Genomic DNA, 23350 nt, shown 5'->3' with positions numbered 1-23350 from the left:
CCCGCTTTATATATCTTTAAGTGCTAAATAAATTGTTATTTATTCTTTTTAAAATCTATCAAGCCTAAGCATAGTGAGCGCCACGCAACGACTTACCCAAGGAGCACGAGCATGACCATCCGCCTCGGCGACATCGCCCCCGATTTCGAGCAGGACTCCAGTGAAGGCCGCATTCGCTTCCACGAATGGCTGGGCACTAGCTGGGGCGTGCTGTTCTCCCACCCAGCCGACTTCACCCCGGTGTGCACCACCGAGCTGGGCTTTACCGCCAAGCTGAAAGAGCAATTCGCCGAGCGTGGCGTCAAGGCCATCGCCCTGTCGGTAGACCCGGTGGACTCGCACCTGAAATGGATCGACGACATCAACGAAACCCAGAACACCCGGGTCAACTTCCCGATCCTGGCTGACGCCGACCGCAAGGTCTCCGATCTCTACGACCTGATCCACCCGAACGCCAACGACACCCTGACCGTGCGTTCGCTGTTCATCATCGATCCGAACAAGAAAGTGCGCCTGATCATCACCTACCCGGCCAGCACCGGGCGCAACTTCCACGAGATCCTGCGGGTGATTGATTCGCTGCAACTGACCGACAACCACAAGGTCGCCACCCCGGCCAACTGGGTGGACGGTGAAGAGGTGGTGATCGTGCCATCGCTCAAGGATGAAGAAGAAATCAAGCAGCGCTTCCCCAAGGGTTACCGCGCCGTCAAACCTTACTTGCGCCTGACCCCGCAACCGAACCGTTAAGAACCTGTTTACGATCTGCTGCGCGTCGGCCCTGCGGCGTTAAAAACCGGCTCGGAATGCTCATGTACAAAAGTACACTCCGCTTCCTCGCCAGTTTTTGCCTTGCAGGACTCTAGCTCGCGAGATCGTGAAAAGGCTCTAAGCACTTGTTTTAAGGAGCCAGCATGCTGGTCGTATCCCTGGGCGGCAGCCCGAGCCTGAAATCACGCAGCAATATCCTGCTTGATCGCGCCAAACACTGGCTGCAACTGCGCGGTGTTGAAGTGATCAGCTATCAGGTGCGTGATTTTGATGCGCAAGACCTGCTGTTTGCCGATTTCGGCAGCCCGGCCGTGCGGCAACTGATTGAGCAGGTGGAGCGCGCCGACGGCGTGATCATCGCCACGCCGGTCTACAAGGCGTCGTTCTCCGGCGCGTTGAAGACACTGCTCGACGTACTGCCCGAACGGGCCCTGAACCACAAAGTGGTGCTGCCTATCGCCACCGGCGGCAGCAGCGCCCACATGCTCGCCGTGGACTACGCGCTCAAGCCGGTATTGGCGGCGCTGAAAGCCCAGGAAATGCTGCACGCAATCTTTGCTGACGACAGCCAGATTGCCTACGGCGAAAACGGCGCTGCCGCGCAACTGGCCCCGGCCCTGGAGCAGCGTCTGGATGATGCCTTGCAGCACTTCCAACAGGCTCTGGCACGCCGGCCGGCACCGATTGATCCGGGCGTGCTGAATGATCGGTTGATCAACGCCCGCTGGAGCATCTGACACACCGCAACACGCTTTACCTCACCTTACTCGCCCGCCAACGGGCAAGCAGGTCGCAACCCAATAACCCCAACAGCAAAGGAGAGCGCTATGCGCACTATCACTTTGCGTCGGAGTCTGGTCGCCCTGTTTGCTGCGGCCATTTCCTTCGGCGCCATCACCCAAGCACAAGCTGAAACCTTACGTATCGGCTACCAGAAATACGGCACCCTGGTGCTGCTCAAAGCCAAGGGCACGCTGGAGAAGCGCCTGGCCGAACAGGGTGTAGAGGTCAAGTGGACCGAATTCCCCGGCGGCCCGCAGCTGCTCGAAGGCCTTAACGTCGGTTCGGTGGACTTCGGTGTGACCGGCGAAACCCCGCCCGTATTCGCCCAGGCCGCTGGTGCCGACCTGGTTTATGTGGCCCACGAGCCACCGGCCCCGACCGGTGAAGCGATCCTGGTGCCGAAAGACTCGTCGATCCAATCGGTGGCCGAACTCAAGGGCAAGAAAGTCGCCCTGAACAAGGGCTCCAACGTGCACTACCTGTTAGTCCGCGCACTGGAAGATGCCGGCCTGAAATACAGCGATATCCAGCCTGTGTACCTGCCACCGGCCGACGCCCGTGCGGCGTTCGAGCGCGGTAGCGTTGACGCCTGGGTCATCTGGGACCCCTTCCAGTCCGCCGCCGAGCATCAGTTGCAGGCGCGCACCCTGCGCGACGGTACCGGCCTGGTCGACAACCACCAGTTCTACCTGGCGACCAAACCTTATGCCGAGAAGAACCCACAGGTAATCGGCGCGCTGGTGGAAGAAATCCGCGGCGTCGGCGAGTGGGTCCAAGGCAACCTCGAAGAAGCCACTTCCCAGGTTGCCCCGCTGATCGGCCTGTCCCCGGAAATAACCCGTCAGGCTGTCGAGCGTCAGGGCTACGGTGCCCAGTTCATCACGCCGCAGGTGGTCGAGGCGCAGCAGAAGATCGCTGACACCTTTACCGATCTGAAACTGATCCCCAAGCGCCTGGTAATCAAGGACGTGATCTGGACGCCACCAGCCAAAGTCGCCGCTGCCCAGTAACGCTCGCCACACCAACGTAGCCCGGATGCATTCCGGGCTTCGCCAACGATTTCGTAAAAGGAGACCACTCCATGAGCCTGAATATTTTCTGGTTCCTGCCCACCCATGGCGACGGCAAATACCTGGGCACCGCCGAGGGTGCACGCGCCGTCGATCACGCTTACCTGCAGCAGATTGCCCAAGCAGCTGACCGCCTTGGCTTTGGCGGTGTACTGATCCCGACTGGACGTTCCTGCGAGGACTCCTGGCTGGTAGCCGCCTCCTTGATTCCGGTGACACAGCGTCTGAAATTCCTTGTCGCCCTGCGCCCCGGGATCATTTCCCCGACGGTGGCGGCGCGTCAGGCAGCAACCCTTGATCGCCTGTCCAATGGCCGCGCGCTGTTCAACCTGGTGACCGGTGGCGACCCGGATGAGCTGGCCGGCGATGGCCTCAACCTGTCCCACGCCGAACGCTACGAAGCCTCGGTGGAATTCACCCGCATCTGGCGCCGCGTGCTGGAAGGTGAAGTGGTCGACTACGACGGCAAACATATTCAAGTCAAAGGCGCCAAACTGCTCTACCCCCCTATTCAACAACCGCGTCCGCCGCTGTATTTCGGCGGCTCGTCAGAAGCCGCGCAGGACCTGGCAGCTGAGCAGGTCGAGCTGTACCTGACCTGGGGCGAGCCACCGGCTGCCGTGGCCGAGAAGATTGCCCAGGTGCGTGAGAAAGCCGCCGCTCAAGGCCGTGAAGTGCGCTTCGGTATACGCCTGCATGTGATCGTGCGCGAAACCAATGCCGAAGCCTGGGCCGCCGCTGACAAGCTGATCAGCCATGTCGACGACGACACCATCGCCCGCGCCCAGGCCTCCCTGGCGCGCTTCGACTCGGTCGGCCAACAGCGCATGGCCGCCCTGCACGGCGGCAGCAAGGACAACCTGGAAGTCAGCCCCAACCTCTGGGCCGGAGTCGGCCTGGTGCGTGGCGGTGCCGGCACGGCACTGGTTGGCGATGGCCCGACCGTGGCCGCACGGGTCAAGGAATACGCCGGCCTGGGTATCGACACCTTCATCTTCTCCGGCTATCCGCACCTGGAAGAGTCGTACCGGGTTGCCGAGCTGCTGTTCCCGCACCTGGACGTCAACCGTCCAGAGGTACCCAGCGGGGCCAGCTATGTCAGCCCGTTCGGCGAGATGATCTCCAGCGACATTCTGCCCAAGGCGGCCTCGGCCAGTTGATGCAATACCGTAGGAGCGGGCCATGCCCGCGAACCGTAACGACCTCGCGGGCATGGCCCGCTCCTACAGAGACCTGATGGGGTTTGCAATGAGCAACACAACCTTGAACAAACTAGCCCTGCGCCTGGCCCCCTGGGCCTTGCCGGTGGCGTTGCTGACAGCCTGGCAACTGGCGGTGGTTGGCGGCCTGCTGTCCACGCGCATTCTGCCGGCCCCAAGCGCGGTGATCAGCGCCGGCTGGGAATTGCTGCGCAGCGGTGAAATCTGGACCCACCTGGCCATCAGCGGCTGGCGCGCCGGGATCGGCTTTGCCATCGGTGGCGGCCTGGGTCTGCTGCTGGGCTTTATCACCGGCCTATCGAAATGGGGCGAGCGCTTCCTCGACAGCTCCGTACAGATGATCCGCAACGTGCCGCATCTTGCGCTGATCCCGCTGGTCATCCTCTGGTTCGGCATTGATGAGAGCGCGAAGATCTTTCTGGTCGCCCTCGGCACGCTGTTCCCGATCTACCTGAACACCTACCACGGCATCCGCAGCGTTGACCCGGCGCTGGTGGAAATGGCGCGTAGCTATGGCCTGTCGGGCTTCAGCCTGTTCCGCCAGGTCATCCTGCCCGGTGCCCTGCCCTCGATCCTGGTCGGCGTGCGTTTCGCCCTGGGCTTTATGTGGCTCACCCTGATCGTCGCGGAAACCATTTCGGCTAGCTCCGGCATTGGCTACCTGGCAATGAACGCCCGCGAATTCCTGCAAACCGACGTGGTGGTACTAGCCATCCTGCTGTACGCCGTACTCGGCAAGCTGGCGGATGTGGCAGCACGCATGCTTGAACGCATCTGGCTGCGCTGGCACCCGGCCTATCAGGTCAAGGCAGGTGGACAATGACAGCGCTGCATACATTGAAACGCGGCCTGCCGCTGGCGATCAACGCGATTCACAAGGCCTTCGGCGAGCGCGAAGTGCTCAAGGATATTCAGCTGAATATCCCTGCCGGACAGTTCGTCGCCGTGGTCGGCCGCAGTGGTTGCGGCAAGAGCACCCTGCTGCGCCTGCTGGCGGGCCTCGACGTACCGACCCAGGGTGAGCTGCAGGCCGGCAATGCGCCGCTGGCGGCATCACGCGACGACATTCGCCTGATGTTTCAGGACTCACGCCTGCTGCCCTGGAAGCGGGTGATCGACAACGTTGGTCTGGGTCTTTCCGGCAACTGGCGTCCGCAAGCACAACAGGCGCTGGAAGCCGTCGGCCTGGCGGATCGCGCCAACGAATGGCCTGCGTCCCTGTCCGGCGGGCAGAAACAGCGCGTAGCCCTGGCTCGCGCCCTGATTCACCAGCCACGCCTGTTGCTGCTCGACGAGCCGCTGGGCGCCCTGGATGCCCTGACCCGCATCGAGATGCAGCAACTGATTGAACGCCTGTGGCAGCAGCATGGTTTCACCGTGCTGCTGGTGACCCACGACGTCAGCGAAGCGGTGGCGATTGCCGACCGGGTGATCCTGATCGAAGACGGCCAGGTCGGCCTGGACATCAACGTCGACCTGCCCCGCCCCCGCCAGCGTGCCTCGGCGAAGCTGGCGGCCTATGAGGAGCAGGTGCTTAACCGCGTGCTGTCGCTGCCCGAGCTGCCTGCACAACCCGAACCCGTTTCACCCTTGCCCACGCAACTGCACTGGACACTTTGAAAACCTGCCCGTAGCCCGGATGCCATCCGGGAGCGGTGCCAACTATCCCCCGGATCACCGCCGGGTTACTTGAAGACCTGAAAGGAGCATCACCATGACCATTAAAGCCATCAACGTACGCAACCAGTTCAAAGGCACCATCAAGGAGATCGTGCTGGGCGACGTACTCTCGGAAATCGACGTACAGACTGCCTCCGGCATCGTTACCTCAGTGATCACCACCCGTTCGGTGAAAGAACTGGAGCTGGGCGTGGGCAGCGAAGTGATCGCCTTCGTAAAATCCACCGAGGTATCGATCGCCAAGCTGTGAACGGCAGCACCCGAGCAGATCGGCATACTCCGATCTGCTCATCTATTCCTGCTGCCATCCTTCACTGCAAGCGATAACGCTTCAGTTCGCTGGCACTGAGCACCCGCATGCGCTGCGGCGCGGTGCTGTTGATTGCCTCAAGCAACTCGGGGGCGACCTGCATGTCTTTGAAATAGCTGATCTGGCTGGCACGACTGACGCTGTTGGACGTCGAGTGCACTGAATCACTGCCAGAGTAATAGGGCCGGTGAATGCCAACATGGCCGCGCACGGTCTTGTTGCGCCCCGCCGCCAGCAGGTACACGCAGCTGCCCTGACACACCCCGGTGGACGGCACCAGGCTGTCGAACGCGGTTTCACGCAATAGCCGGCCAATGCGCATGGCCTCGTTTACACTGCCGCCAATGCTGTCGAGCATGACGATTTTCCGGGAGAACTTGCCTGGATTGGCCTTGATGCCCTTGAGCAAGGCTTCATAATCGCCCGGCACAATTTCCTCGGAAACCTTGGCCACCAGAATCCGTCCCAGGGTCTTATGCTGCCCGGCCTGCACTTCAACCTTAGCCAGCACCTGGCTGGAGCCCAGCAACGCTGCACAGAGAATTACAGCCTGATAGACACTACGCCTCATAAATCCGTTATTTCCTTAACCCACAACACTGATGGATCGGCAAGATACCCTTGACCCGCTGATCGCGCACACGCTAATTCACCGCAGAGAGAGCCCCGTGGCCACGATGTTCGAAATCCAGCCGCTCAACCCCGAAGATTACCGCCAGCAGACACGTCGCAGCAGCCTGATAATTGCCGTGACCTTCATCGTTCTGGCCCTGCTGCTGTCCACTGCTGCCGTTGCACTGTTCGGCCAGGCCGGCGGCGACAACTTTCGCTGGAACCTGGGCGGAGTGCTCATCGCCCTGCTGCTGACCGTCGCCCTGGTGCGCAGTTTTATGTGGTCGCAGCCGTGGATGGCCGCGGCGGTCTACGGCTGGCGGCTCAAACGCAGCCTGATGCGCGTCACCAACGTCATGCACCACGTCAAAGCCGGGGTTAGCGCCCATGACCCCGACGCCATGCACCTGCTGCGGTTTTATCACCTGGGCCTGACCCAGATGCACCAACTGGATGGCAACTCCAGCGCCCTCAGCGAGGCTGTTGCAGAGATCAACCGACACCTGGAACGCATGCAAAGCCTGGGCATGAACACCGACCAGCCACGGCTGCAGGCGGACTGGTTGGCTGCCGTGAGAAAAATCCCGGTCCTGCCCAGCTGACCCTAGCTATCGGTGGGTATGCGCAGGATCAATGGCGTTTGGTCGACGCCTGGCCACTCTTGTAAACTCGCCGCGCAAAACCATGGGCCGGTTCTACCAGCGCCGCGTTTGCCTTTATCCACTCAGCGGTAGCTCACATGCACACCCCACGCGTTCGTCAGTGGCTGAGCACCTGGTTGCTGACCTGTCTGATCTATCTGGCAGCTCCTGCTTGGGCTCGCGCGCAGGTGGTGGACGTCAGCGTGATGCCGAGCGAGCCGCTGTCACTCACCCAATATGTCGCCCTGCTGGAAGACCCTGAGCACAGCCTAAGCCTGGCCGATGTACAGGCGCCCGAGCAGGCCGCGCGCTTTCGTGGAGATCTGCCAGCCAGCAGCTCCCTGGCCCTGGGGTTTACCCGTTCGGCCTACTGGCTGCGGCTGACTCTGCGTAACAGCAGCAGACAGTCGCTAGCGCATATGCTGGTGGTGGAAAACCCGCGTATCTCGCATGTCCAGGCCTATCTGCCGGATGCCCAAGGCCACTATCAGAGCTACACCACGGGCTGTGATACTGCCACCCCACGCCTGTACCCCAGCCGCAACTTCGTATTCCCGCTGAGCCTGCCGCCTGACAGTGAGCAGGTGGTGTACCTGCGCGTGCATTCCAGCGTCGGCCTGCTGGTACCGTTACGGCTGTGGTCCGAAGCAGCGTTCCACCTGCACGAGCGTGACGACTACCTGGTTCAGGCCTGGTACTTCGGTATTGCCAGCGCGATGATCCTGTTCAACCTGATGCTGTTTGTCGCCCTGCGCGATCGCACCTACCTGCTGTATGTGGCCTTTGTCGCCTGCATGGTCTGCACACTGGCCATCAAGAACGGGCTGGTGGGCGAGTTTCTGCCAGGTGGCACGTTCCTCGACTCCAACGCGGCCTACTACTCCGGTGCCTCCCTGACGGTCAGTGCACTGATGCTGTTTATGCGGCGCATGCTGCGCACGGATCAGTTGCTACCCAGGGTGGACCGCCTGCTACTCGGTCTGATTGTATTCTTTGCCCTCACCCCACTGGCCTATGCCCTGGCTCTGCCAATGCTGGCGCGTGCGGCAATCCTGCTGTACCTGAGCAATGTGCTGGTGATTCTTGCGGTGGTGGTGGCCTGCGCCATCAAGCGTCAGCGCAGCGCCTATTTCTTTCTCGCAGCCTTTGCCCTGCTGATGCTCGGGGGCGCGATGACCACCCTGCGGGCCATGGGCATTGTGCCTACCAATGCCTTTACCGTGGATGGCATCCAACTCGGTTCGGCGATGGAAATGCTCCTGCTGGCCTTCGCCCTGGCCGACCGCTTCAACGTCATGCGCCGTGACAAGGCCAGGGTGCAGGAACAGCTGCTGCACGCACAGCAGCAATTGGTGGACACCTTGAAAAGCTCCGAGCGCGAGCTGGAACAACGGGTGGCGCAGCGCACCGATGAATTGCAGCTGCTCAACAGCAAGCTGGAAACCCTGAGCCTTACCGACAGCCTGACCGGTATCGCCAACCGCCGTCATTTCGACAGCATCCTGCAACAGGAATGGCAGCGCGCCGTGCGCCAGGGCCACCCCTTGGCCCTGGCCATACTCGATGTGGACTGGTTCAAACGCTACAACGACCACTACGGCCACCCGGCAGGTGACGCCTGCCTGCGGCAGATTGCGCAAACCCTGGCCGCCACGGTGAGCCGCGCCAGTGATCGGGTGGCGCGCTACGGCGGCGAGGAATTTGTATTTATCGCACCGATGACCGATGCCCAGGGTGCACTGGAGATTGCCAATCGAGTAATCCAGGCAATTGCCGCGCTGGCCTTGCCACACAGCCAGGCCCCCAGCGGCTACGTGAGCGTCAGCATGGGCGTAGCGGCCGTGATCCCCAGTGCCGAGCACACCGCCAGCATGCTCCTGCAACAGGCAGATGCCGCGCTCTACCAAGCCAAGACCCAGGGCCGTAACCGCGCAGTGCTGGCCAACGGGTAAACGAACACGTGCCGGCGCTTAAACACCCTGCAGGATCTGGCTCAGCACCGCGCGCAGCTTGCCGGGTTTGACTGGTTTGTTGAGCAGAGGCACACCCATGCCGTGCAGTTCACGACGGCACTGATCGCTGCGATCAGCGGTAATCATCACCGCAGGAATCGTCACCCCGAAGTGCTCACGCAAGTGCTCCACCACCTGGCTGCCGACCACCCCATGGTCGAGGTGGAAGTCGGCCAGGATCAGCTCCGGTGCCTGCCGGCCAAGCACCTGCAACGCAGTGGTCTGATCGGTGGCGGTCAGTACTTCGCAGCCCCACTGCTCCAGCAGTGCTTTCATGCTGTGCAGAATGCTCAGCTCGTTATCCAGCACCAGCAATCGCCGCCCTGGCAGCGGATCCCCCAGACGCTGTTGTGGCGGCATCGGCGCTGCCAATGTGCGCGACTGGCTGCCGCTGGCCAGTGGCACCTGAATGCTGAACACCGAGCCACGTCCTGGTTGCGAACGCACCTTGATCGGGTAACCGAGGATGCGTGCAATCCGCTCGACAATCGCCAGGCCCAGGCCCACGCCCTTGCGCTCGGCGGCGCGGCCAACATTCAGCTGATTGAATTCAAGGAAGATGCTTTGCAACTGGTCTTCGGCAATCCCGCTGCCGCTGTCCCACACCTGCAATTCGACATACGCGCCACGCTTGCGCGCGCCAAGCAGCACACGACCCTGCTCGGTATAACGGCAGGCGTTGCTGAGAAAATTACGCAGGATGCGCGTGAGCAGGCGCAGGTCAGTATTGAGCAGGTGCTCGCCATGGCGTACGCGCAGTTGCAGCCCTGCTGCAGCTGCCACCGGCTGAAACTCCGAGGCCAGCGGTGCGAGCAGCTCGTCGAGGCTGTAGACGTCCAGATCAGGTTTGATCGCCGCCTGATCCAGGCGGGCAATGTCCAGCAGATCGGTAAGCAGGTCTTCGGCGCCTTCCAATGCCTGGTGAGTGCGCTCCACCAGGTTCTGCTCACTGGCCGGCAGGCGGCGTTCGCGCAGGGTCGAGATCAGCAGGCGCGCGGCATTCAACGGCTGTAGCAAGTCATGGCTGGCGGCGGCCAGGTACTTGTCCTTGCTGCGGTTGGCCTCTTCGGCCGCATCACGCGCCTCGCGCAGGGCCTTCTCGATCCGCTTGCGCTCGACAATCTGCTGCAACAGGTTGCGGTTGGCCTCCTGCAACTCACCGGTGCGCGCACCGACCCGTTGTTCCAGTTCGTCATTGAGTTGTTGCAGGCGTTGCTGGGCCTGTTTGCGCTCGGTGATATCAGCGACAAAACCTTCGAACAGGCCGTTCTCATCGGGTTTGAGCAGCAGGTTCATCAGCACGTCGATCACGCTGCCGTCACGGCGGCGCAGCTGGGTTTCATAGCCAAACAGCCCAGGCTCATGGGCCAGCACGCTGCGTATATGCTCCAGCTCGGCGACACCGCCAACAAACAGATAGTTGGCCAAGCCCGTCAGCGACCAGAGCACCTGCTGCGGATCGTCGTACCCCAGCATGCGCGCCAGGGCTGGATTGGCGGCGAGCAGGCCGTCCTGCAGGCTGGCCTGGAAAATCCCGTGCACAGCATGCTCGAACAACCATTTGTAGCGGTTGCGCTCGGTTTCCAGCTCCTCCAGGCGCGCCAATAGCTCGGGGTAATGGCTTTTGCGTGCCGAATGACTGCCCAGCCCCAGCAGGCCGGCAAGGGCCTCGCTCTGCGACTGCGGCAAATCAGAGGGCTTCGCCATACACGACCTCGACATCACGCTGACTGGACTCACGCGGGTTGGTCAGGATGCACGGGTCTTCCATGGCATGCCGCGAGAGGAAAGGAATATCGGAGCTGGAAACCCCGTGCAGCTTGAGGGTTTCATGAAAGCCTACGGACTTCTTGAAGGTCACCAGATGCTCTACCAGCCGCTGGCGGATCTGGTTGTGGTTGAGCCCGCGCACATCAATACCAAGGGTTTGCGCAACCATGCTGAAACGCTCGGGTGCGGCGCTGTAGTTGAACGCCACCACATGCTCGACCAGCGCCGCATTGCACATGCCATGGGGCAGATCGAGAAAGCCGCCGAGGCTGTGGCTCATGGCATGCACCGCGCCGAGAATCGCATTGGAGAACGCCAACCCGGCCTGCATACTGCCGAGCATGATCTTCTCGCGCAGGGCGATGTCGTTCGGCGTGGCAATCATCTGCACCAGGTTGCCATTGATCAGGCGCATGGCCTCCAGCGCATGGGTATCGGTGAGCGGGCCACTGCCGGTGGAAACGAAGGCTTCGATGGCATGCACCAGTGCATCGATGCCGGTACAGGCGCTGAGGAACGGATCCATGCTCAGGGTGGTTTCCGGGTCGATCAGCGATACATCCGGCACTACCGCCTTGCTGACGATGGAGAACTTCATCCGTTCCTGCTGGTTGGAGATGATCACGAACTGCGACACGTCGGCCGAGGTGCCGGCGGTGGTGGGAATCAGGATCAGCGGCGGGCTGGGCACACGGATGGTGTCCACGCCTTCGAATTCGAGAATGCTGCGGCCGTGAGCGACGGCAATACCGATGCCTTTGGCGCAGTCCATCGGGCTGCCGCCACCAATGGCAACGATCACGTTGCAGGCGTTGGCCCGGTAGATTTCCGCGCCGAGCATCACCTCTTCAACCCGTGGGTTGGGCGATACATCGGTGTACAGGCAGTAGTCGATATTCTGCGCCTGCAGGCTGGCTTCAACATCCGCGACCCAGCCGGCGGCAACCACGCCGGGGTCGGACACCACCAGCACCTTACGCGCACCAAAGGTACTGGCGTAGTTGGCAACGTTGTGCCGGCAACCGGCACCAAAAATGATTTCCGGTGAAACGAATTTACGTAACTGGCTGAGGGTGTGGCTCATACAACGGCCTGTTCTTGTTGTTATGGAATAGGTTAAGCGAGGTATGCGCCAGCCTACTGCATTGCTCGGTTTATGCAATGCGACCTGCGCTCAGCTCAACTGCTGATAAAACCCATATTCGGCACGCAACGCAGCGGCCAGATTGGCGGCCTGACGGAAACCGTGGCGTTCGTCGGCGAACAGCTGATATTCCACCGGCAACCCACGCTGGCGTAATGCTTCGACCATGGCCTCGGTCTGGCTCGGTACCACCACGGCATCCAGCGCGCCCTGGAAGAAAATAACCGGTGCCATGATCCGCTCGGCCTGCACCAGGGGGGTGCGCTCCCGGTAGCGTTCGGCATCCTGCTCCGGGTGGCCAATCAGCCAGTCGAGGTAATCCGCCTCGAACTTGTGGGTCTGCCTGCGCAGCGCCAGCGGGTCACTGACGCCATAGAGGCTGGCACCCCCACGAAGCGGCGGCAGCTCGACCAAAGCCCGCAGCGCGCTGAAGCCCCCCGCGCTGGCGCCGCGTACGAACACGCGTTGCGGATCAATACGACCAGCAGCGGCCAGCGCATCGATAGAGCCGCGAATGTCCTCGACCTCCAGCTCGCCCCACTGCGCAGCCAGACGCAGACGATAGGCGCGACCATAGCCGCTGCTGCCACGGTAATTGAGGTCGAGCACGGCGTAGCCGCGCAGGGTCCAGAAGGCGATACGCGGGTCGAACACCGGGTAGCAAGCCGAGGTGGGGCCGCCATGCAGAAAGATCACCAGCGGCGGGCGCTCCCCGGTTGATACCGGCGAGTAGAAAAAACCGTGGCTGCGTTCGCCTTCACCCACCTCGCAGTTAAATGGTTGGGGGCGGGACAGTTGTTCCTCGCCCAGTGGCTGTTCACCACCAGCCAGTATCTGCACCGTACCATCGCCTCGGCTAATCGCCAGCACCGCCGGCAGGCGATCCGGTGCGGCAGCGATGCAATAGAAATAAGCGGCATCGGCGGCCAGGCTGCGAAAACGCGTGAAGTACTCGGCGAGTTGCCGCTCGTAGGGTGCGCCGTGCGCACCATCAGTCTCGGCAGCAAAACAACCGGTGCGCATAGCGCACCCTACGAGAACGCCTGTGCCTTGCTCGAAACGCGTCAGCAACAGTTCGCCGTTTTCCAGCGGCAGGTAGGTTCGGCCACCCAGTTGCCAGGGCGCGGGAGCATGATCAAAGGGCGCAGCGCGTGCATCATGCTGTTTATCAACGCACCTGGGCTGCCACCAACCCGCCTTGTCGCTCAGCACCCACAACTGGCCCTGCACATCGAAACGCGGCTGCTGCAACGATTGATCACGCCCTTGCCCGGCCAGCACTTGGGTACGCTCGCCCGACTTACGTTGGCACAGGCGTGTGGCAACCCAGGGCTGATCAGGGCGATCCCATTCGATCCAGGCCAACCGCTGACCATCGGTATTGGCCACTGGCGCGGCGTAAAAATCAGCGCCTTCGACCAGTACCTCGCGCTTGCCCGTCAGGCCAATACGCACCAGGCGATGCACCACCGCGCCGCCTTCATGGCTTTCCTCCACGGCCAGCAGCGCCTGCCAGGCAGGCACAAAACACAGGTCACCATAACGGCAGTTGGGCGAGTCGGTCACCGCGCAGGGTGCGCCATACGCACCACCGCCCTCGGTGATATCGATCAGGTAAATCTGCTGATCATTTTCATTGACGAAGGCCACGCCCTGCTCCGTGGCACAGCACGCACCGCCGCCGTATTCGTAAACCCGGCTGCGTACGGAGAACCCCGGCGGGGTCAGTTCAGTCACGACACCATCACGGCAAAAGAACAACCCACAACGCGCCAGCAGCGGATCAAACGCCACCCACAGCACTCCGCCGTGGGCAGCATGCAGCTCGGCGAAGTCCGCGCTGGCCGCTGCGGCCTGCTCGGCACTCCAGATTGCGTCGGGGTCGGTCAGGCCTTGCATATGATCCGCGAGGCCTTCTCATTGCGATACTGCAGGGCCTCCAGCCCCAGTGGCGCTTCATCGGCCTGCTGGCGTGCAGCGAGAATCACGCCATGGTGCGCCGACTTGCTGCATACCGGATCGGCGTTACTGGCATCGCCGGTGAGCATGAAGGCCTGACAGCGACAGCCGCCGAAATCCTTGTGTTTCTCGTCACAGCTGCGACATGGTTCGGGCATCCATTCGTCACCACGGAAGCGGTTGAAACCGAAGGAATGCCGCCAGATATGTTCGAGGCTGTGCTCGCGCACATTGGGAAACTGCACCGGCAGTTGCCGCGCGCTATGACACGGCAACGCGGTGCCGTCCGGGGTGATGTCGAGGAACAGGTTGCCCCAGCCGTTCATGCAGGCCTTGGGACGCTCCTCATAATAGTCCGGGGTGACGAAGATCAGCTTGCACGGGTGATTCTCGGCCGCCAGCTTGTCGCGCCACTGATTGGTGATGCGTTCGGCGCGCTCCAGCTGGGCGCGGGTCGGCAGCAACCCTGCGCGGTTCAGTTCGGCCCAGCCATAGAACTGGCAGGTGGCGAGTTCGACGAAATCTGCTTCCAGCTCCAGGCACAGCTCGATGATCCGCTCGATATTGTCGATGTTGTGTCGGTGGGTGACGAAGTTCAGCACCATCGGATAGCCATGGGACTTGACCGCACGGGCCATGGCCAGCTTGTGAGCGAAAGCCTTTTTCGAGCCGGCCAGCAGGTTGTTCACTTCCTCGTCGGCGGCCTGAAAGCTGATCTGGATATGGTCCAGCCCAGCCTCGGAGAATTCGGCAATACGCGTCTCGGTCAGACCGATGCCGGAGGTGATCAGGTTGGTGTAGTAACCCAGATCACGCGCGGCCTTGATCAGCTCGGCCAGGTCCTGGCGTACCAGCGGCTCGCCGCCGGAAAAACCCAGTTGTGCAGCACCCAGCTCACGCGCCTGGCGGAATACCTCGATCCACTCGGCAGTGCTCAGCTCGGCGCCCTGCTGGGCGAAATCCAGCGGGTTGGAGCAGTACGGGCATTGCAGCGGGCAGCGGTAGGTCAGTTCAGCCAGCAACCACAGCGGCGGCCCTGGTTCATGACCTGCTTTAGCGAAGCTCGATCCAGAACTGAGCACTGGCGACCTCCATAAAGGCGAGGATGTCTTCGTCGATCCCCGGTACATCCGGGAAACGCTGGTGCAGGCTTTCAATAATCTCAGCCACCGAGCGCTTGCCATCGACCTGCTGGAGAATCTCACTGGCGCTGTCGTTGAGCTTGATCATGCCTTCCGGGTAGAGCAACACATGGCAACCCTGGGCCGGTTCGAATTGCAGGCGAAAGCCACGGCGAATGGCGGGGATAGTGGGCAGGATGGTGGCAGTCATAATTTCGGCTCCGTTGCGGTGAATGCGGCGCGCCCGACATAACGTCCAACCATAGGGTGCGCCGTGCACACCGCTTGTCTGTGGCTCATAGCGCAATCCCCCGATGCCAGACGCGCTCGGCGGTCACCGTGTGATACGGCGCGCGCTCCAGCTGGTAGGCCATGCTCATGGCGTCGAGCATGCTCCACAGCACATCGAGCTTGAATTGCAGGATTTCCAGCATGCGCTCCTGGGCTTCACGGGTGCGGTAGTGTTCCAGGGTGATACGCAGGCCATGCTCGACATCGCGACGTGCCTGCTGCAGCCGCGTGCGGAAATAGCGGTAACCCTCGGCATCGATCCAGGGGTAATGCTGCGGCCAGCTGTCCAGGCGTGACTGGTGGATTTGCGGAGCGAACAGTTCGGTCAGCGAGCTGCTGGCGGCTTCCTGCCAGGACGCGCGGCGGGCGAAATTGACGTAGGCATCCACAGCAAAGCGTACGCCGGGCAACACCAGCTCTTGCGACAGCACCTGCTCGCGCTCAAGGCCCACGGCTTCGGCCAGGCGCAGCCAGGCTTCGATACCACCCTCCTCGCCCTGCGCACCGTCGTGGTCAAGAATGCGTTGCAGCCATTCACGGCGCGTGTCGCGATCAGCGCAGTTGGCCAGGATCGCCGCATCCTTGAGCGGGATGTTCAGTTGATAGTAGAAGCGATTGGCCACCCACCCTTGAATCTGCTCACGGCTGGCGTGGCCGGCATACATCGCCTGATGAAACGGGTGGTGAATGTGGTAGTACGCGCCCTTGGCGCGCAAGGCCTGCTCAAACTCGGCAGGGCTCATGGCGGGTTGGCTCATCAGTATCTCCAATACGCGTTGCCGTAGGGTGCGCCTTGCGCACCCGCATTCGTTGAGGTGCGCACGGCCTGGGCGCCCTACAAAACGATGCTCATGCCATCAAACGCGACCTCGATACCGTGCGCGTCGAGTTCAGCGCGCTCAGGCGAATCCAGGTCGAGAATCGGGTTGGTGTTGTTGATATGAATAAGGATCTTGCGCGCGGATGGCAGGCCATCGAGCACCTCGATCATGCCGCCGGGGCCGCTCTGGCACAGGTGGCCCATCTCGCTGCCGAGCTTGTCGCCCACTTCGCATACGCGCATTTCGTCATCGCGCCACAGCGTACCGTCCACCAGCAGGCAGTCGGCGCGGCGCATCCAGGCCAGCAACGGTTCATCAACCTGACCCAGACCGGGGGCATAGAACAGCGTGCTGCCGGTGCGGCGATCCTCGACAAACAAACCAATGTTGTCGCCCGGATGCGGGTTGCCACGGTGCGGTGAATACGGCGGTGCACTGCTGCGCAGCGGCACGGCCGTGATCGACAAGTTGGCACAGGCCGCAATGCTGAACGGCTCGCCATCGAGGGCAATCAGGTTGTGCTGCAAGCCGCCATTCCAGTGGCTGAGCATATTGAACAGGGGAAAGCCGCTGGTCAGGTCCTGATGCACCATCTCGCTGCACCAGACCTGATGCGGGCAGCCTTCGCGCAGGGTCAGCAGGCCAGTGGTGTGATCGATCTGGCTGTCGAGCAGGATGATTCCGGCAATCGCGCTGTCGCGCAGCCGACGCGCCGGGTTGAGCGCAGGAAAGGCTTCGATCTGTACGCGGATATCCGGCGAGGCGTTGCACAGGATCCAGTCCTGGCCATTGTCACTCAGGGCAATCGAAGACTGGGTACGTGGCTGCGCCCGCACGCTGCCCGCGCGCACGCCACGGCAGTTACGGCAGTTGCAGTTCCACTGGGGGAAGCCACCGCCGGCGGCGGAGCCAAGAATCTGGATATGCATGGACGCTTCCGATTGCGATGCCGATGGGCATGCCTGTTGGGATGCCCCGGCAATGCCGGGGCAAAACGGCTCAACGATTGGCGAAGTACATGGTCACTTCGAAACCAATACGCAGGTCGGTGTAGGCGGGTTTAGTCCACATGGCGCGGTCCTCTTCTTATCGACGCCGGCGAATTCCGGCCCCTTCATTAAGCCCCCCGACCGACAGCAGCCAAATGGTACTTTGGGATGAATTTCTGCTGACATTGGTAGCGTTTACGGACCCCGGCTGATGCCAACCGACGTAGGGTGCGCCGCGCGCACCGCGATAGTGGAAGCACTGGCCTGCGGTGCGCACGGCGCACCCTACAGGTACATGTTTGGCACGGCGCAATAAAAAACGCGGCCGAAGCCGCGTTGCGATAGTGACCTGCTGCAGCAGTTATCTGCCCAGACCACAAACAGATCTCGCCGACCGGCGAATCGCAGGAAGGAGCCCGGCGCACTGGAGCGGATACGCCGGGGTTACACGAGTTAGAAGAAGCCCAGCGGGTTGATGTCGTAGCTCACCAGCAGGTTCTTGGTCTGCTGGTAGTGGTCGAGCATCATCTTGTGGGTTTCACGGCCCACACCGGATTTCTTGTAGCCGCCGAACGCGGCGTGCGCCGGGTACAGGTGGTAGCAGTTGGTCCATACGCGGCCAGCCTTGATTGCCCGACCCATGCGGTAGGCGACGTTGATGTCGCGGCTCCACACGCCTGCGCCCAGGCCGAACTCGGTGTCGTTAGCAATGGCCAGCGCTTCGGCTTCGTCCTTAAAGGTGGTCACGCCGATCACCGGGCCAAAGATTTCTTCCTGGAACACGCGCATCTGGTTGGTGCCCTTGAGCAGGGTCGGCTGGATGTAGTAACCGTTGGCCAGGTTGCCTTCGAGTTTCTCCACGCCACCGCCGGTGAGCACCTGAGCACCTTCCTGCTGGGCGATCTCCAGGTAGCTGAGGATCTTGTCGAACTGCTGCTGCGAGGCCTGGGCGCCGACCATGGTGTCGGTGTCCAGCGGATCGCCACGCTTGATCTGCTTGATCTTTTTCATGACCTCGACCATGAACGACTCATAGATCGATTCCTGCACCAGCGCCCGCGACGGACAGGTGCACACCTCGCCCTGGTTGAAGAAGCCCAGCACCAGGCCTTCAGCGGCCTTCTCGATAAATGCCGGCTCGGCATTCATGATGTCGGCGAAGAAGATGTTCGGCGATTTGCCACCCAGTTCGACGGTGCTCGGGATGATGTTTTCGGCGGCACACTTGAGGATGTGCGAGCCCACTGGAGTCGAACCGGTGAAGGCGATCTTGGCAATGCGTTTACTGGTGGCCAGGGCTTCACCGGCTTCACGGCCGAAACCCTGAACGACGTTGAGCACGCCCGGCGGCAGCAGATCGCCAATCAGTTCCATCAGTACGGTGATCGACAGCGGCGTCTGCTCGGCCGGTTTAAGCACGATGGCGTTGCCAGCGGCCAGAGCCGGTGCGAGTTTCCAGGCACCCATCAGCAGCGGGAAGTTCCACGGGATGATCTGCCCGACCACGCCCAGCGGCTCATGAAAGTGATAAGCCACGGTGCCTTCATTGATCTCGGCGGTGCTGCCTTCCTGCGCGCGGATGCACCCGGCGTAGTAGCGGAAGTGGTCAGCGGCCAGCGGCACATCGGCGTTGAGGGTTTCGCGCACGGCCTTGCCGTTATCCCAGGTCTCGGCCACGGCCAGCAGTTCAAGGTTGGCTTCGATGCGGTCGGCGATCTTCAGCAGAATGTGCGAACGCTCCTGCACCGAGGTCTTGCCCCAGGCATCGGCAGCGGCGTGAGCAGCATCCAGCGCCTTGTTGATATCGGCGGCGTCGGAACGTGGGAACTCACCGATCACCGAACCATCCACCGGGCTGGTGTTGCTGAAGTACTGGCCACTCAGCGGGGCAACAAACTCACCATTGATGTAGTTGCCGTAGCGCGGTTTGAGGGTGATGACGGCGCCTGGCGTACCGGGTTTGGCGTAAAGCATGGGATTGACCTCTCTTGTTGGCGGAGCCTGCCCCCTGGGACGTGGAGCAGGTCATGGTTCGATCTTAGGAAGCGCCCTGCTCGACCGGTATGCGCCCATGGCACAAAACCTCTCGTCATTTGGTAGTAGAGCCGTAAAGCTCGCCCCAGAGCCGTGCACCGCCCTGTTTCAGGGCAGCTGCCGGCTAAACGCGCGGCCATCGGCATCCACCCAACGCAGCAGCAGCGGTGTCTGCCCGGCGGGCAGCAGCACCCTCCAGTAAGGGTTGGCCGCCAAACCCTCGAAAGGTTCGATGCGCAGCAGGCTGCCGTGTGTCCCGCTGACCTCAAAATGTGTCGGCAAATGCCGGGGCAGCAGTTGACCATCCACGCTCGAACGCCGCCCGGTTTCCATCGGATGACGCAACAAGCTGCGCAACTCCAGACCGCGCCCCTGCGGTTCCAGCCAGGCCTGCAACGGCCCCAGGTTGCTGCCTGGCTGAGCGCTACTCGGCGACAGGCAACTGCTGCTCAACACCTCCACCGCCTGCGCCGCCAGCCATACGCGCCCGCGCCCATCACGGGCCAGCACGATCAGTTGCTGACTGCGCGGCAGGCGCACACGGGTGGACAGACGCAGCGGCGCCTCCCAGGCCTGCACGTGCAGTGTGGCGATACGCGGATCGTCTTCGCCGCTGCGCAGCAGGCTGAGCGATACCGGGGGCGTGGCATCGCGCAGGGTCAGGTCAATGGCGACAAACGCGCCATCCTCGACCCAGGTCGGCACCGCCAGGCTCAGCCCTTGTGTCTGCACCTCATGGCCCTGCAACCACTGTTCAACGCTGTGCTGCGCCTGGCCCCAGGGCTGCGCAGCCACAGGGCTGGCCAGCACCAGCAACACCAGCAGGCGCAGGGTCATGCCAGATGCCCCCAGGCATCCATGCAGATGCTCTGGTACCAGGCGTCGGCCAGTGCCGCTTCCTGAGCCCGCAACCCAGCGGGCGGCTGCAACGGGCTGAGCGTCAGGCTGCCTGACAGCTCAACCAGGCGCTGCTCCCGAATGCCGTAATCGGCCGCAATCGACACCGCCTGGCCCGGTGCCAGCGCGCTGTAACAGGTGTTGCGCCAGGCCGCACTTGGCGGCTCCTGGCCGGCCAGATCCGCCAGCAGGGCCGCCACTGCCACTTTGGCCTGAGCATTGGCGCTGTAGGCTGACTTGGGCATGGGCGCGGCAATGCAGGCATCCCCCGCCACATAGACGTCACCGGCATCGCGGGCCTGAAAGGTGGCCGGGCGGATCGGCACCCAACCGCTGCTATCGACCAAGCCGCTGCGGGCAGCAATTTCGGCGGCTTTCTGCGGTGGAATCAGGTTGATCACCGCCGCGCGATGGCGCTGGCCAAACTCGCAGAGCAGCTCGCGCCGCCCGGCATCGGCGCGCACCACGCGGCCATCGCCGGCACGCCCAACCCACTCGATGCGCTCGCCGTAGAGCGCCTGCCAACCCTGTTGAAACAGCGCCTGCTTGGAGAAACTGTCCTTGCTGTCGAGGATCAGCACCTTGCTGCGTGGCTTGGCCTGGCTCAGATAATGGGCAATCAGGCTGGCCCGCTCATAGGGCCCCGGCGGGCAGCGATAGGGGTTGTCCGGCACGCTGATGATCACCAGGCCGCCATCATCCATGGCCTGCAGTTGCCGGCGCAGCAGAGCGGTTTGTGCGCCAGCCTGCCAGGCATGCGGCAGACGGCTGGCAGCATTGCGGTCGTAACCTTCGATGGCCTGCCAGTTCATGTCGATTCCAGGCGCCAGCAACACCCGGTCATAGCGCAGACGCTGGCCGCCCTGCAGCACCACCTGCCGGGCCTGCTGGTCAATTTCCCGCGCCCATTCGCGCACATGCAGTACCTGTTGCTGCTGCAAGGCGCGGTAATCCTGGCGCAGACTGCCCAGCTCACGCAGCCCGGCGAGCACATGGTTGCTGAATGGGCAGGTGTGAAAGTCAGACTTCGGCTCAATCAGCACCACATCCAGCTGCTCGGCCTGACGTTTCAGGTAGCGCGCCGCCGTAGCACCGGCAAAACCACCACCGATCACCAGTACCCGCGCACGTCCGACGCTGGCTTGCAGCGTCCCCGGCAACAGCCAGGGCAGCATGGCGGCCCCGGCGAGCAATTGACGACGTGTAAGGCCCTGCATAGCGGCTCCTGCTTTCGTTGATGCTGCCACGCTGCTACAGCACGGCGGAGATGACCATGCCTCTTTGGTCTTGGGGCAGCCGTGCCAAAGCATAGGCAGCGCGCAGAACTCAAGCCTGCGCGCACCCGATTTGCCTGCTGCACAAATGCAAATGGCCGGTCTAGACCGGCCATTTGCTACAGGCTAATTACCACTCAACGCTTGCTGACCAGATCCTTGGGCAGTTTGAAGGTCCAGAGCATGCCGCCCTGGTTGTAGTTCTTCACCCGCTTGGCCACTTCGCCGCCCCACAGTGGTACTGCACCACCCCAGCCGGAGAGCACCGAAACATACTGCTCGCCGTCCATCTCCCAGGTTACGGGCGAACCCAGCACACCGGAGCCGGTCTGGAATTCCCAGACCTTCTCGCCGGTCTTGGCGTTGAAGGCTTGCAGGAAACCTTCCGGGTTGCCGGTAAACACCAGGTTACCCTTGGTGGTCATCACCCCGCCCCACAGCGGCGCGTAGTTCTTCTGCCGCCAGACTTCCTTGCCGGTTTTCGGGTCGATGGCGCGCAGCACGCCGATGTAGTCCTCGTTCAGCGGTTTGATGGTGAAGCCAGCACCGAGGTAGGCCGCGCCTTTCTTGTAGGCGATGTCCTCGTTCCAGATGTCCATGCCCCACTCGTTGGACGGCACGTAGAACAACCCGGTGTCCTGGCTGTAGGCCATCGGCATCCAGTTCTTCGCACCGAGGAAGGCGGGTGCAGAGAACACGCTCTTGCCCTTTTCCTTCGCGCTTGGCGAACCAGGACGGTTGCTGTCGTCATAGATCGGCCGACCATTCTTGTCCAGGCCTTTGGCCCAGGTGATCTTGTCGACAAACGGGAAGCCACGGATGAACTTGCCGTTGGTGCGATCGAGCACGTAGAAGAAGCCGTTACGGTCAGCGGTGGCTGCGGCCTTGATGGTCTTGCCGCCTTCCTGATAGTTGAAGGACACCAGCTCGTTGACACCGTCGAAGTCCCAGCCGTCATGCGGGGTGGTCTGGAAGTGCCACTTGATGCTGCCATCATCCGGGTTCAGCGCCAGGCGCGAAGACGAATAGAGGTTGTCGCCCGGGCGCAGGTGCGAGTTCCACGGCGCCGGGTTACCGGTGCCGAACAGCAGCAGGTTGGTTTCCGCGTCGTAGTAACCGCCCAGCCAGGGCGCGGCGCCACCGGTTTTCCACAGGTCACCCGGCCAGGTCTTGCCGGCTTCGCCCCCGCTGATGCCGTTCTCGATGGCCTTGCCGTCCTTGTAGACATAGCCCATGTGGCCTTCCACGGTCGGACGGCTCCACAGCAGTTCGCCGTTTTTCGGGTCGTAGGCTTCGATCTTGCCGACCACACCGAATTCACCACCGGACACCCCGGTGATCAGCTTGCCGTTGACCACCAGCGGTGCCGCCGTGATCGAGTAACCGGCCTTGTGGTCCGCCACGTTCTTGCGCCAGACCACCTTGCCGGTGTCCTTGTGCAGAGCCACCAGCTTGGCATCCAGGGTGCCGAAGATCACCAGGTCGCCATACAGCGCCACGCCACGGTTGATCACGTCGCAGCACGGACGAATGTCATCCGGCAGGCGCGCATCGTATTGCCACAGCTCACGCCCGGTGCGGGCATCGACGGCAAACACCCGCGAGTAGGACGCGGTGACATACATCACGCCGTCCTTGATCAGCGGCTGCGCTTGCTGGCCACGCTGCTTTTCGCCACCGAAGGACAGCGTCCATACCGGGCGCAAGTCCTTGATGTTGTCTGTGTTGAGTGTGGCCAGCGGGCTGTAGCGTTGGCCTTGCAGCCCCAGGCCGTTGGTGACGATCTGGTCGGTGGTGGTGGCGTCCTTGAGGATTTCCTCATCGGTCACCGCCAGGGCGGCGGCGGACGGCATCAGCATCGCCGCGCACAGCGCGGTGAGGAGGAAAGGCTGGCGAAGACCGGTGTGTTTCATTGCGGCTACCTCTGTGGGTTCATTGTTATCACCGGGAA

The 23350-nt window shown here is 62.3% G+C and carries 22 protein-coding genes; 9 read left to right on the top strand and 13 right to left on the bottom strand.

The features are described from left to right. Positions 1-111 precede the first annotated feature (111 nt). From IOD17_RS08390 to IOD17_RS08360, 7 genes are all read left to right on the top strand, one after another. Positions 112-750, top strand: coding sequence for a peroxiredoxin (locus IOD17_RS08390; RefSeq protein ID WP_233684648.1), 639 nt, complete (start codon positions 112-114; stop codon positions 748-750). A gap of 164 nt (positions 751-914) precedes the next feature. Continuing rightward, on the top strand, positions 915-1508 hold the full coding sequence (ssuE, locus tag IOD17_RS08385; protein ID WP_233684647.1) for an NADPH-dependent FMN reductase: 594 nt from the start codon (positions 915-917) through the stop codon (positions 1506-1508). Between the two features lie 90 nt (positions 1509-1598). Then, the gene (locus IOD17_RS08380; protein WP_233684646.1) at positions 1599-2564 is read left to right on the top strand and encodes a sulfonate ABC transporter substrate-binding protein; all 966 of its coding nucleotides are present in this window, start codon (positions 1599-1601) and stop codon (positions 2562-2564) included. A 71-nt stretch (positions 2565-2635) separates the two neighbouring features. Continuing rightward, positions 2636-3784: an FMNH2-dependent alkanesulfonate monooxygenase gene (ssuD, locus tag IOD17_RS08375; protein ID WP_233684645.1), complete on the top strand. Its 1149-nt coding sequence runs from the start codon at positions 2636-2638 to the stop codon at positions 3782-3784. Positions 3785-3872: 88 nt separating this feature from the next. After that, complete coding sequence (gene ssuC / locus IOD17_RS08370; protein ID WP_233684644.1) at positions 3873-4667, top strand: aliphatic sulfonate ABC transporter permease SsuC; 795 nt, start codon at positions 3873-3875, stop codon at positions 4665-4667. Further along, the gene (ssuB, locus tag IOD17_RS08365; protein WP_233684643.1) at positions 4664-5464 is read left to right on the top strand and encodes an aliphatic sulfonates ABC transporter ATP-binding protein; all 801 of its coding nucleotides are present in this window, start codon (positions 4664-4666) and stop codon (positions 5462-5464) included. The genes ssuC and ssuB overlap by 4 nt, the downstream gene beginning before the upstream one ends. A 94-nt stretch (positions 5465-5558) precedes the next feature. After that, positions 5559-5774, top strand: a complete 216-nt coding sequence (locus IOD17_RS08360; RefSeq protein WP_056842174.1) for a TOBE domain-containing protein — start codon at positions 5559-5561, stop codon at positions 5772-5774. Positions 5775-5835: 61 nt separating this feature from the next. Here IOD17_RS08360 and IOD17_RS08355 read toward each other — a convergent pair whose 3' ends face one another. Next, entirely contained in the window at positions 5836-6405 is a 570-nt protein-coding gene (locus tag IOD17_RS08355; protein ID WP_233684642.1) for a hypothetical protein, read from the bottom strand. Between the two features lie 106 nt (positions 6406-6511). Here IOD17_RS08355 and IOD17_RS08350 point away from each other — a divergent pair, with 106 nt between their 5' ends. Beyond that, the gene (locus IOD17_RS08350; RefSeq protein WP_233685208.1) at positions 6512-7048 is read left to right on the top strand and encodes a DUF3087 domain-containing protein; all 537 of its coding nucleotides are present in this window, start codon (positions 6512-6514) and stop codon (positions 7046-7048) included. 137 nt (positions 7049-7185) lie between these two features. Beyond that, positions 7186-9039: a diguanylate cyclase gene (locus IOD17_RS08345; RefSeq protein ID WP_233684641.1), complete on the top strand. Its 1854-nt coding sequence runs from the start codon at positions 7186-7188 to the stop codon at positions 9037-9039. A gap of 18 nt (positions 9040-9057) precedes the next feature. Here the strand turns inward: IOD17_RS08345 and IOD17_RS08340 are convergent, their stop codons facing one another. From IOD17_RS08340 to IOD17_RS08285, 12 genes are all read right to left on the bottom strand, one after another. Beyond that, positions 9058-10806, bottom strand: a complete 1749-nt coding sequence (locus IOD17_RS08340; protein ID WP_233684640.1) for a NahK/ErcS family hybrid sensor histidine kinase/response regulator — start codon at positions 10804-10806, stop codon at positions 9058-9060. After that, positions 10790-11953: an alcohol dehydrogenase-like regulatory protein ErcA gene (gene ercA, locus IOD17_RS08335; protein ID WP_090252847.1), complete on the bottom strand. Its 1164-nt coding sequence runs from the start codon at positions 11951-11953 to the stop codon at positions 10790-10792. The genes IOD17_RS08340 and ercA overlap by 17 nt, the downstream gene beginning before the upstream one ends. A 90-nt stretch (positions 11954-12043) precedes the next feature. Then, positions 12044-13912 carry an alpha/beta hydrolase family protein gene (locus IOD17_RS08330; protein WP_233684639.1) on the bottom strand — a complete coding sequence of 623 codons (1869 nt, stop codon included), beginning with the start codon at positions 13910-13912 and terminating at the stop codon, positions 12044-12046. Next, positions 13900-15054 (bottom strand): pyrroloquinoline quinone biosynthesis protein PqqE, encoded by a 1155-nt coding sequence (gene pqqE, locus IOD17_RS08325; protein ID WP_233684638.1) that lies wholly within the window; start codon positions 15052-15054, stop codon positions 13900-13902. Before pqqE ends, IOD17_RS08330 begins: the two co-directional genes overlap by 13 nt. Then, positions 15026-15304: a pyrroloquinoline quinone biosynthesis peptide chaperone PqqD gene (gene pqqD, locus IOD17_RS08320; protein WP_233684637.1), complete on the bottom strand. Its 279-nt coding sequence runs from the start codon at positions 15302-15304 to the stop codon at positions 15026-15028. Before pqqD ends, pqqE begins: the two co-directional genes overlap by 29 nt. Positions 15305-15389: 85 nt before the next feature. Next, a complete protein-coding gene (gene pqqC, locus IOD17_RS08315) occupies positions 15390-16142 on the bottom strand; it encodes a pyrroloquinoline-quinone synthase PqqC (protein ID WP_167144895.1) in 753 nt (250 codons plus the stop codon). Positions 16143-16219: 77 nt separating this feature from the next. Further along, entirely contained in the window at positions 16220-17134 is a 915-nt protein-coding gene (pqqB, locus tag IOD17_RS08310; RefSeq protein ID WP_233684636.1) for a pyrroloquinoline quinone biosynthesis protein PqqB, read from the bottom strand. A 70-nt stretch (positions 17135-17204) separates the two neighbouring features. Continuing rightward, on the bottom strand, positions 17205-17276 hold the full coding sequence (gene pqqA, locus IOD17_RS08305; RefSeq protein ID WP_003243383.1) for a pyrroloquinoline quinone precursor peptide PqqA: 72 nt from the start codon (positions 17274-17276) through the stop codon (positions 17205-17207). Between the two features lie 371 nt (positions 17277-17647). After that, positions 17648-19168, bottom strand: coding sequence for an aldehyde dehydrogenase family protein (locus tag IOD17_RS08300; RefSeq protein WP_090252831.1), 1521 nt, complete (start codon positions 19166-19168; stop codon positions 17648-17650). A 168-nt stretch (positions 19169-19336) separates the two neighbouring features. After that, on the bottom strand, positions 19337-20065 hold the full coding sequence (locus IOD17_RS08295) for a thiosulfate oxidation carrier protein SoxY (RefSeq protein ID WP_233684635.1): 729 nt from the start codon (positions 20063-20065) through the stop codon (positions 19337-19339). Continuing rightward, positions 20062-21342 carry an NAD(P)/FAD-dependent oxidoreductase gene (locus tag IOD17_RS08290; RefSeq protein WP_233684634.1) on the bottom strand — a complete coding sequence of 427 codons (1281 nt, stop codon included), beginning with the start codon at positions 21340-21342 and terminating at the stop codon, positions 20062-20064. The genes IOD17_RS08295 and IOD17_RS08290 overlap by 4 nt, the downstream gene beginning before the upstream one ends. 194 nt (positions 21343-21536) lie before the next feature. Continuing rightward, the gene (locus IOD17_RS08285) at positions 21537-23312 is read right to left on the bottom strand and encodes a methanol/ethanol family PQQ-dependent dehydrogenase (RefSeq protein WP_233684633.1); all 1776 of its coding nucleotides are present in this window, start codon (positions 23310-23312) and stop codon (positions 21537-21539) included. Between the last annotated feature and the right edge of the window lie 38 nt (positions 23313-23350).

It is taken from the genome of Pseudomonas anguilliseptica, assembly GCF_021375795.1.
Classification (GTDB): Bacteria; Pseudomonadota; Gammaproteobacteria; order Pseudomonadales; family Pseudomonadaceae; genus Aquipseudomonas; species Aquipseudomonas anguilliseptica_A.
The sequence above is the reverse complement of the archived record's forward strand: the minus strand, read 5'-3'. Positions and strand labels throughout refer to the sequence as shown.

Excerpts from the sequence above, each read along its gene's own strand:
- IOD17_RS08390 (WP_233684648.1), top strand. The coding sequence starts at position 112 with ATGACCATCCGCCTCGGCGACATCGCCCCCGATTTCGAGCAGGACTCC.
- ssuE (WP_233684647.1), top strand. The coding sequence starts at position 915 with ATGCTGGTCGTATCCCTGGGCGGCAGCCCGAGCCTGAAATCACGCAGC.
- IOD17_RS08380 (WP_233684646.1), top strand. The coding sequence starts at position 1,599 with ATGCGCACTATCACTTTGCGTCGGAGTCTGGTCGCCCTGTTTGCTGCG.
- ssuD (WP_233684645.1), top strand. The coding sequence starts at position 2,636 with ATGAGCCTGAATATTTTCTGGTTCCTGCCCACCCATGGCGACGGCAAA.
- ssuC (WP_233684644.1), top strand. The coding sequence starts at position 3,873 with ATGAGCAACACAACCTTGAACAAACTAGCCCTGCGCCTGGCCCCCTGG.
- ssuB (WP_233684643.1), top strand. The coding sequence starts at position 4,664 with ATGACAGCGCTGCATACATTGAAACGCGGCCTGCCGCTGGCGATCAAC.
- IOD17_RS08360 (WP_056842174.1), top strand. The coding sequence starts at position 5,559 with ATGACCATTAAAGCCATCAACGTACGCAACCAGTTCAAAGGCACCATC.
- IOD17_RS08355 (WP_233684642.1), bottom strand. The coding sequence starts at position 6,405 with ATGAGGCGTAGTGTCTATCAGGCTGTAATTCTCTGTGCAGCGTTGCTG.
- IOD17_RS08350 (WP_233685208.1), top strand. The coding sequence starts at position 6,512 with ATGTTCGAAATCCAGCCGCTCAACCCCGAAGATTACCGCCAGCAGACA.
- IOD17_RS08345 (WP_233684641.1), top strand. The coding sequence starts at position 7,186 with ATGCACACCCCACGCGTTCGTCAGTGGCTGAGCACCTGGTTGCTGACC.
- IOD17_RS08340 (WP_233684640.1), bottom strand. The coding sequence starts at position 10,806 with ATGGCGAAGCCCTCTGATTTGCCGCAGTCGCAGAGCGAGGCCCTTGCC.
- ercA (WP_090252847.1), bottom strand. The coding sequence starts at position 11,953 with ATGAGCCACACCCTCAGCCAGTTACGTAAATTCGTTTCACCGGAAATC.
- IOD17_RS08330 (WP_233684639.1), bottom strand. The coding sequence starts at position 13,912 with ATGCAAGGCCTGACCGACCCCGACGCAATCTGGAGTGCCGAGCAGGCC.
- pqqD (WP_233684637.1), bottom strand. The coding sequence starts at position 15,304 with ATGACTGCCACCATCCTGCCCACTATCCCCGCCATTCGCCGTGGCTTT.
- pqqC (WP_167144895.1), bottom strand. The coding sequence starts at position 16,142 with ATGAGCCAACCCGCCATGAGCCCTGCCGAGTTTGAGCAGGCCTTGCGC.
- pqqB (WP_233684636.1), bottom strand. The coding sequence starts at position 17,134 with ATGCATATCCAGATTCTTGGCTCCGCCGCCGGCGGTGGCTTCCCCCAG.
- IOD17_RS08300 (WP_090252831.1), bottom strand. The coding sequence starts at position 19,168 with ATGCTTTACGCCAAACCCGGTACGCCAGGCGCCGTCATCACCCTCAAA.
- IOD17_RS08295 (WP_233684635.1), bottom strand. The coding sequence starts at position 20,065 with ATGACCCTGCGCCTGCTGGTGTTGCTGGTGCTGGCCAGCCCTGTGGCT.
- IOD17_RS08290 (WP_233684634.1), bottom strand. The coding sequence starts at position 21,342 with ATGCAGGGCCTTACACGTCGTCAATTGCTCGCCGGGGCCGCCATGCTG.
- IOD17_RS08285 (WP_233684633.1), bottom strand. The coding sequence starts at position 23,312 with ATGAAACACACCGGTCTTCGCCAGCCTTTCCTCCTCACCGCGCTGTGC.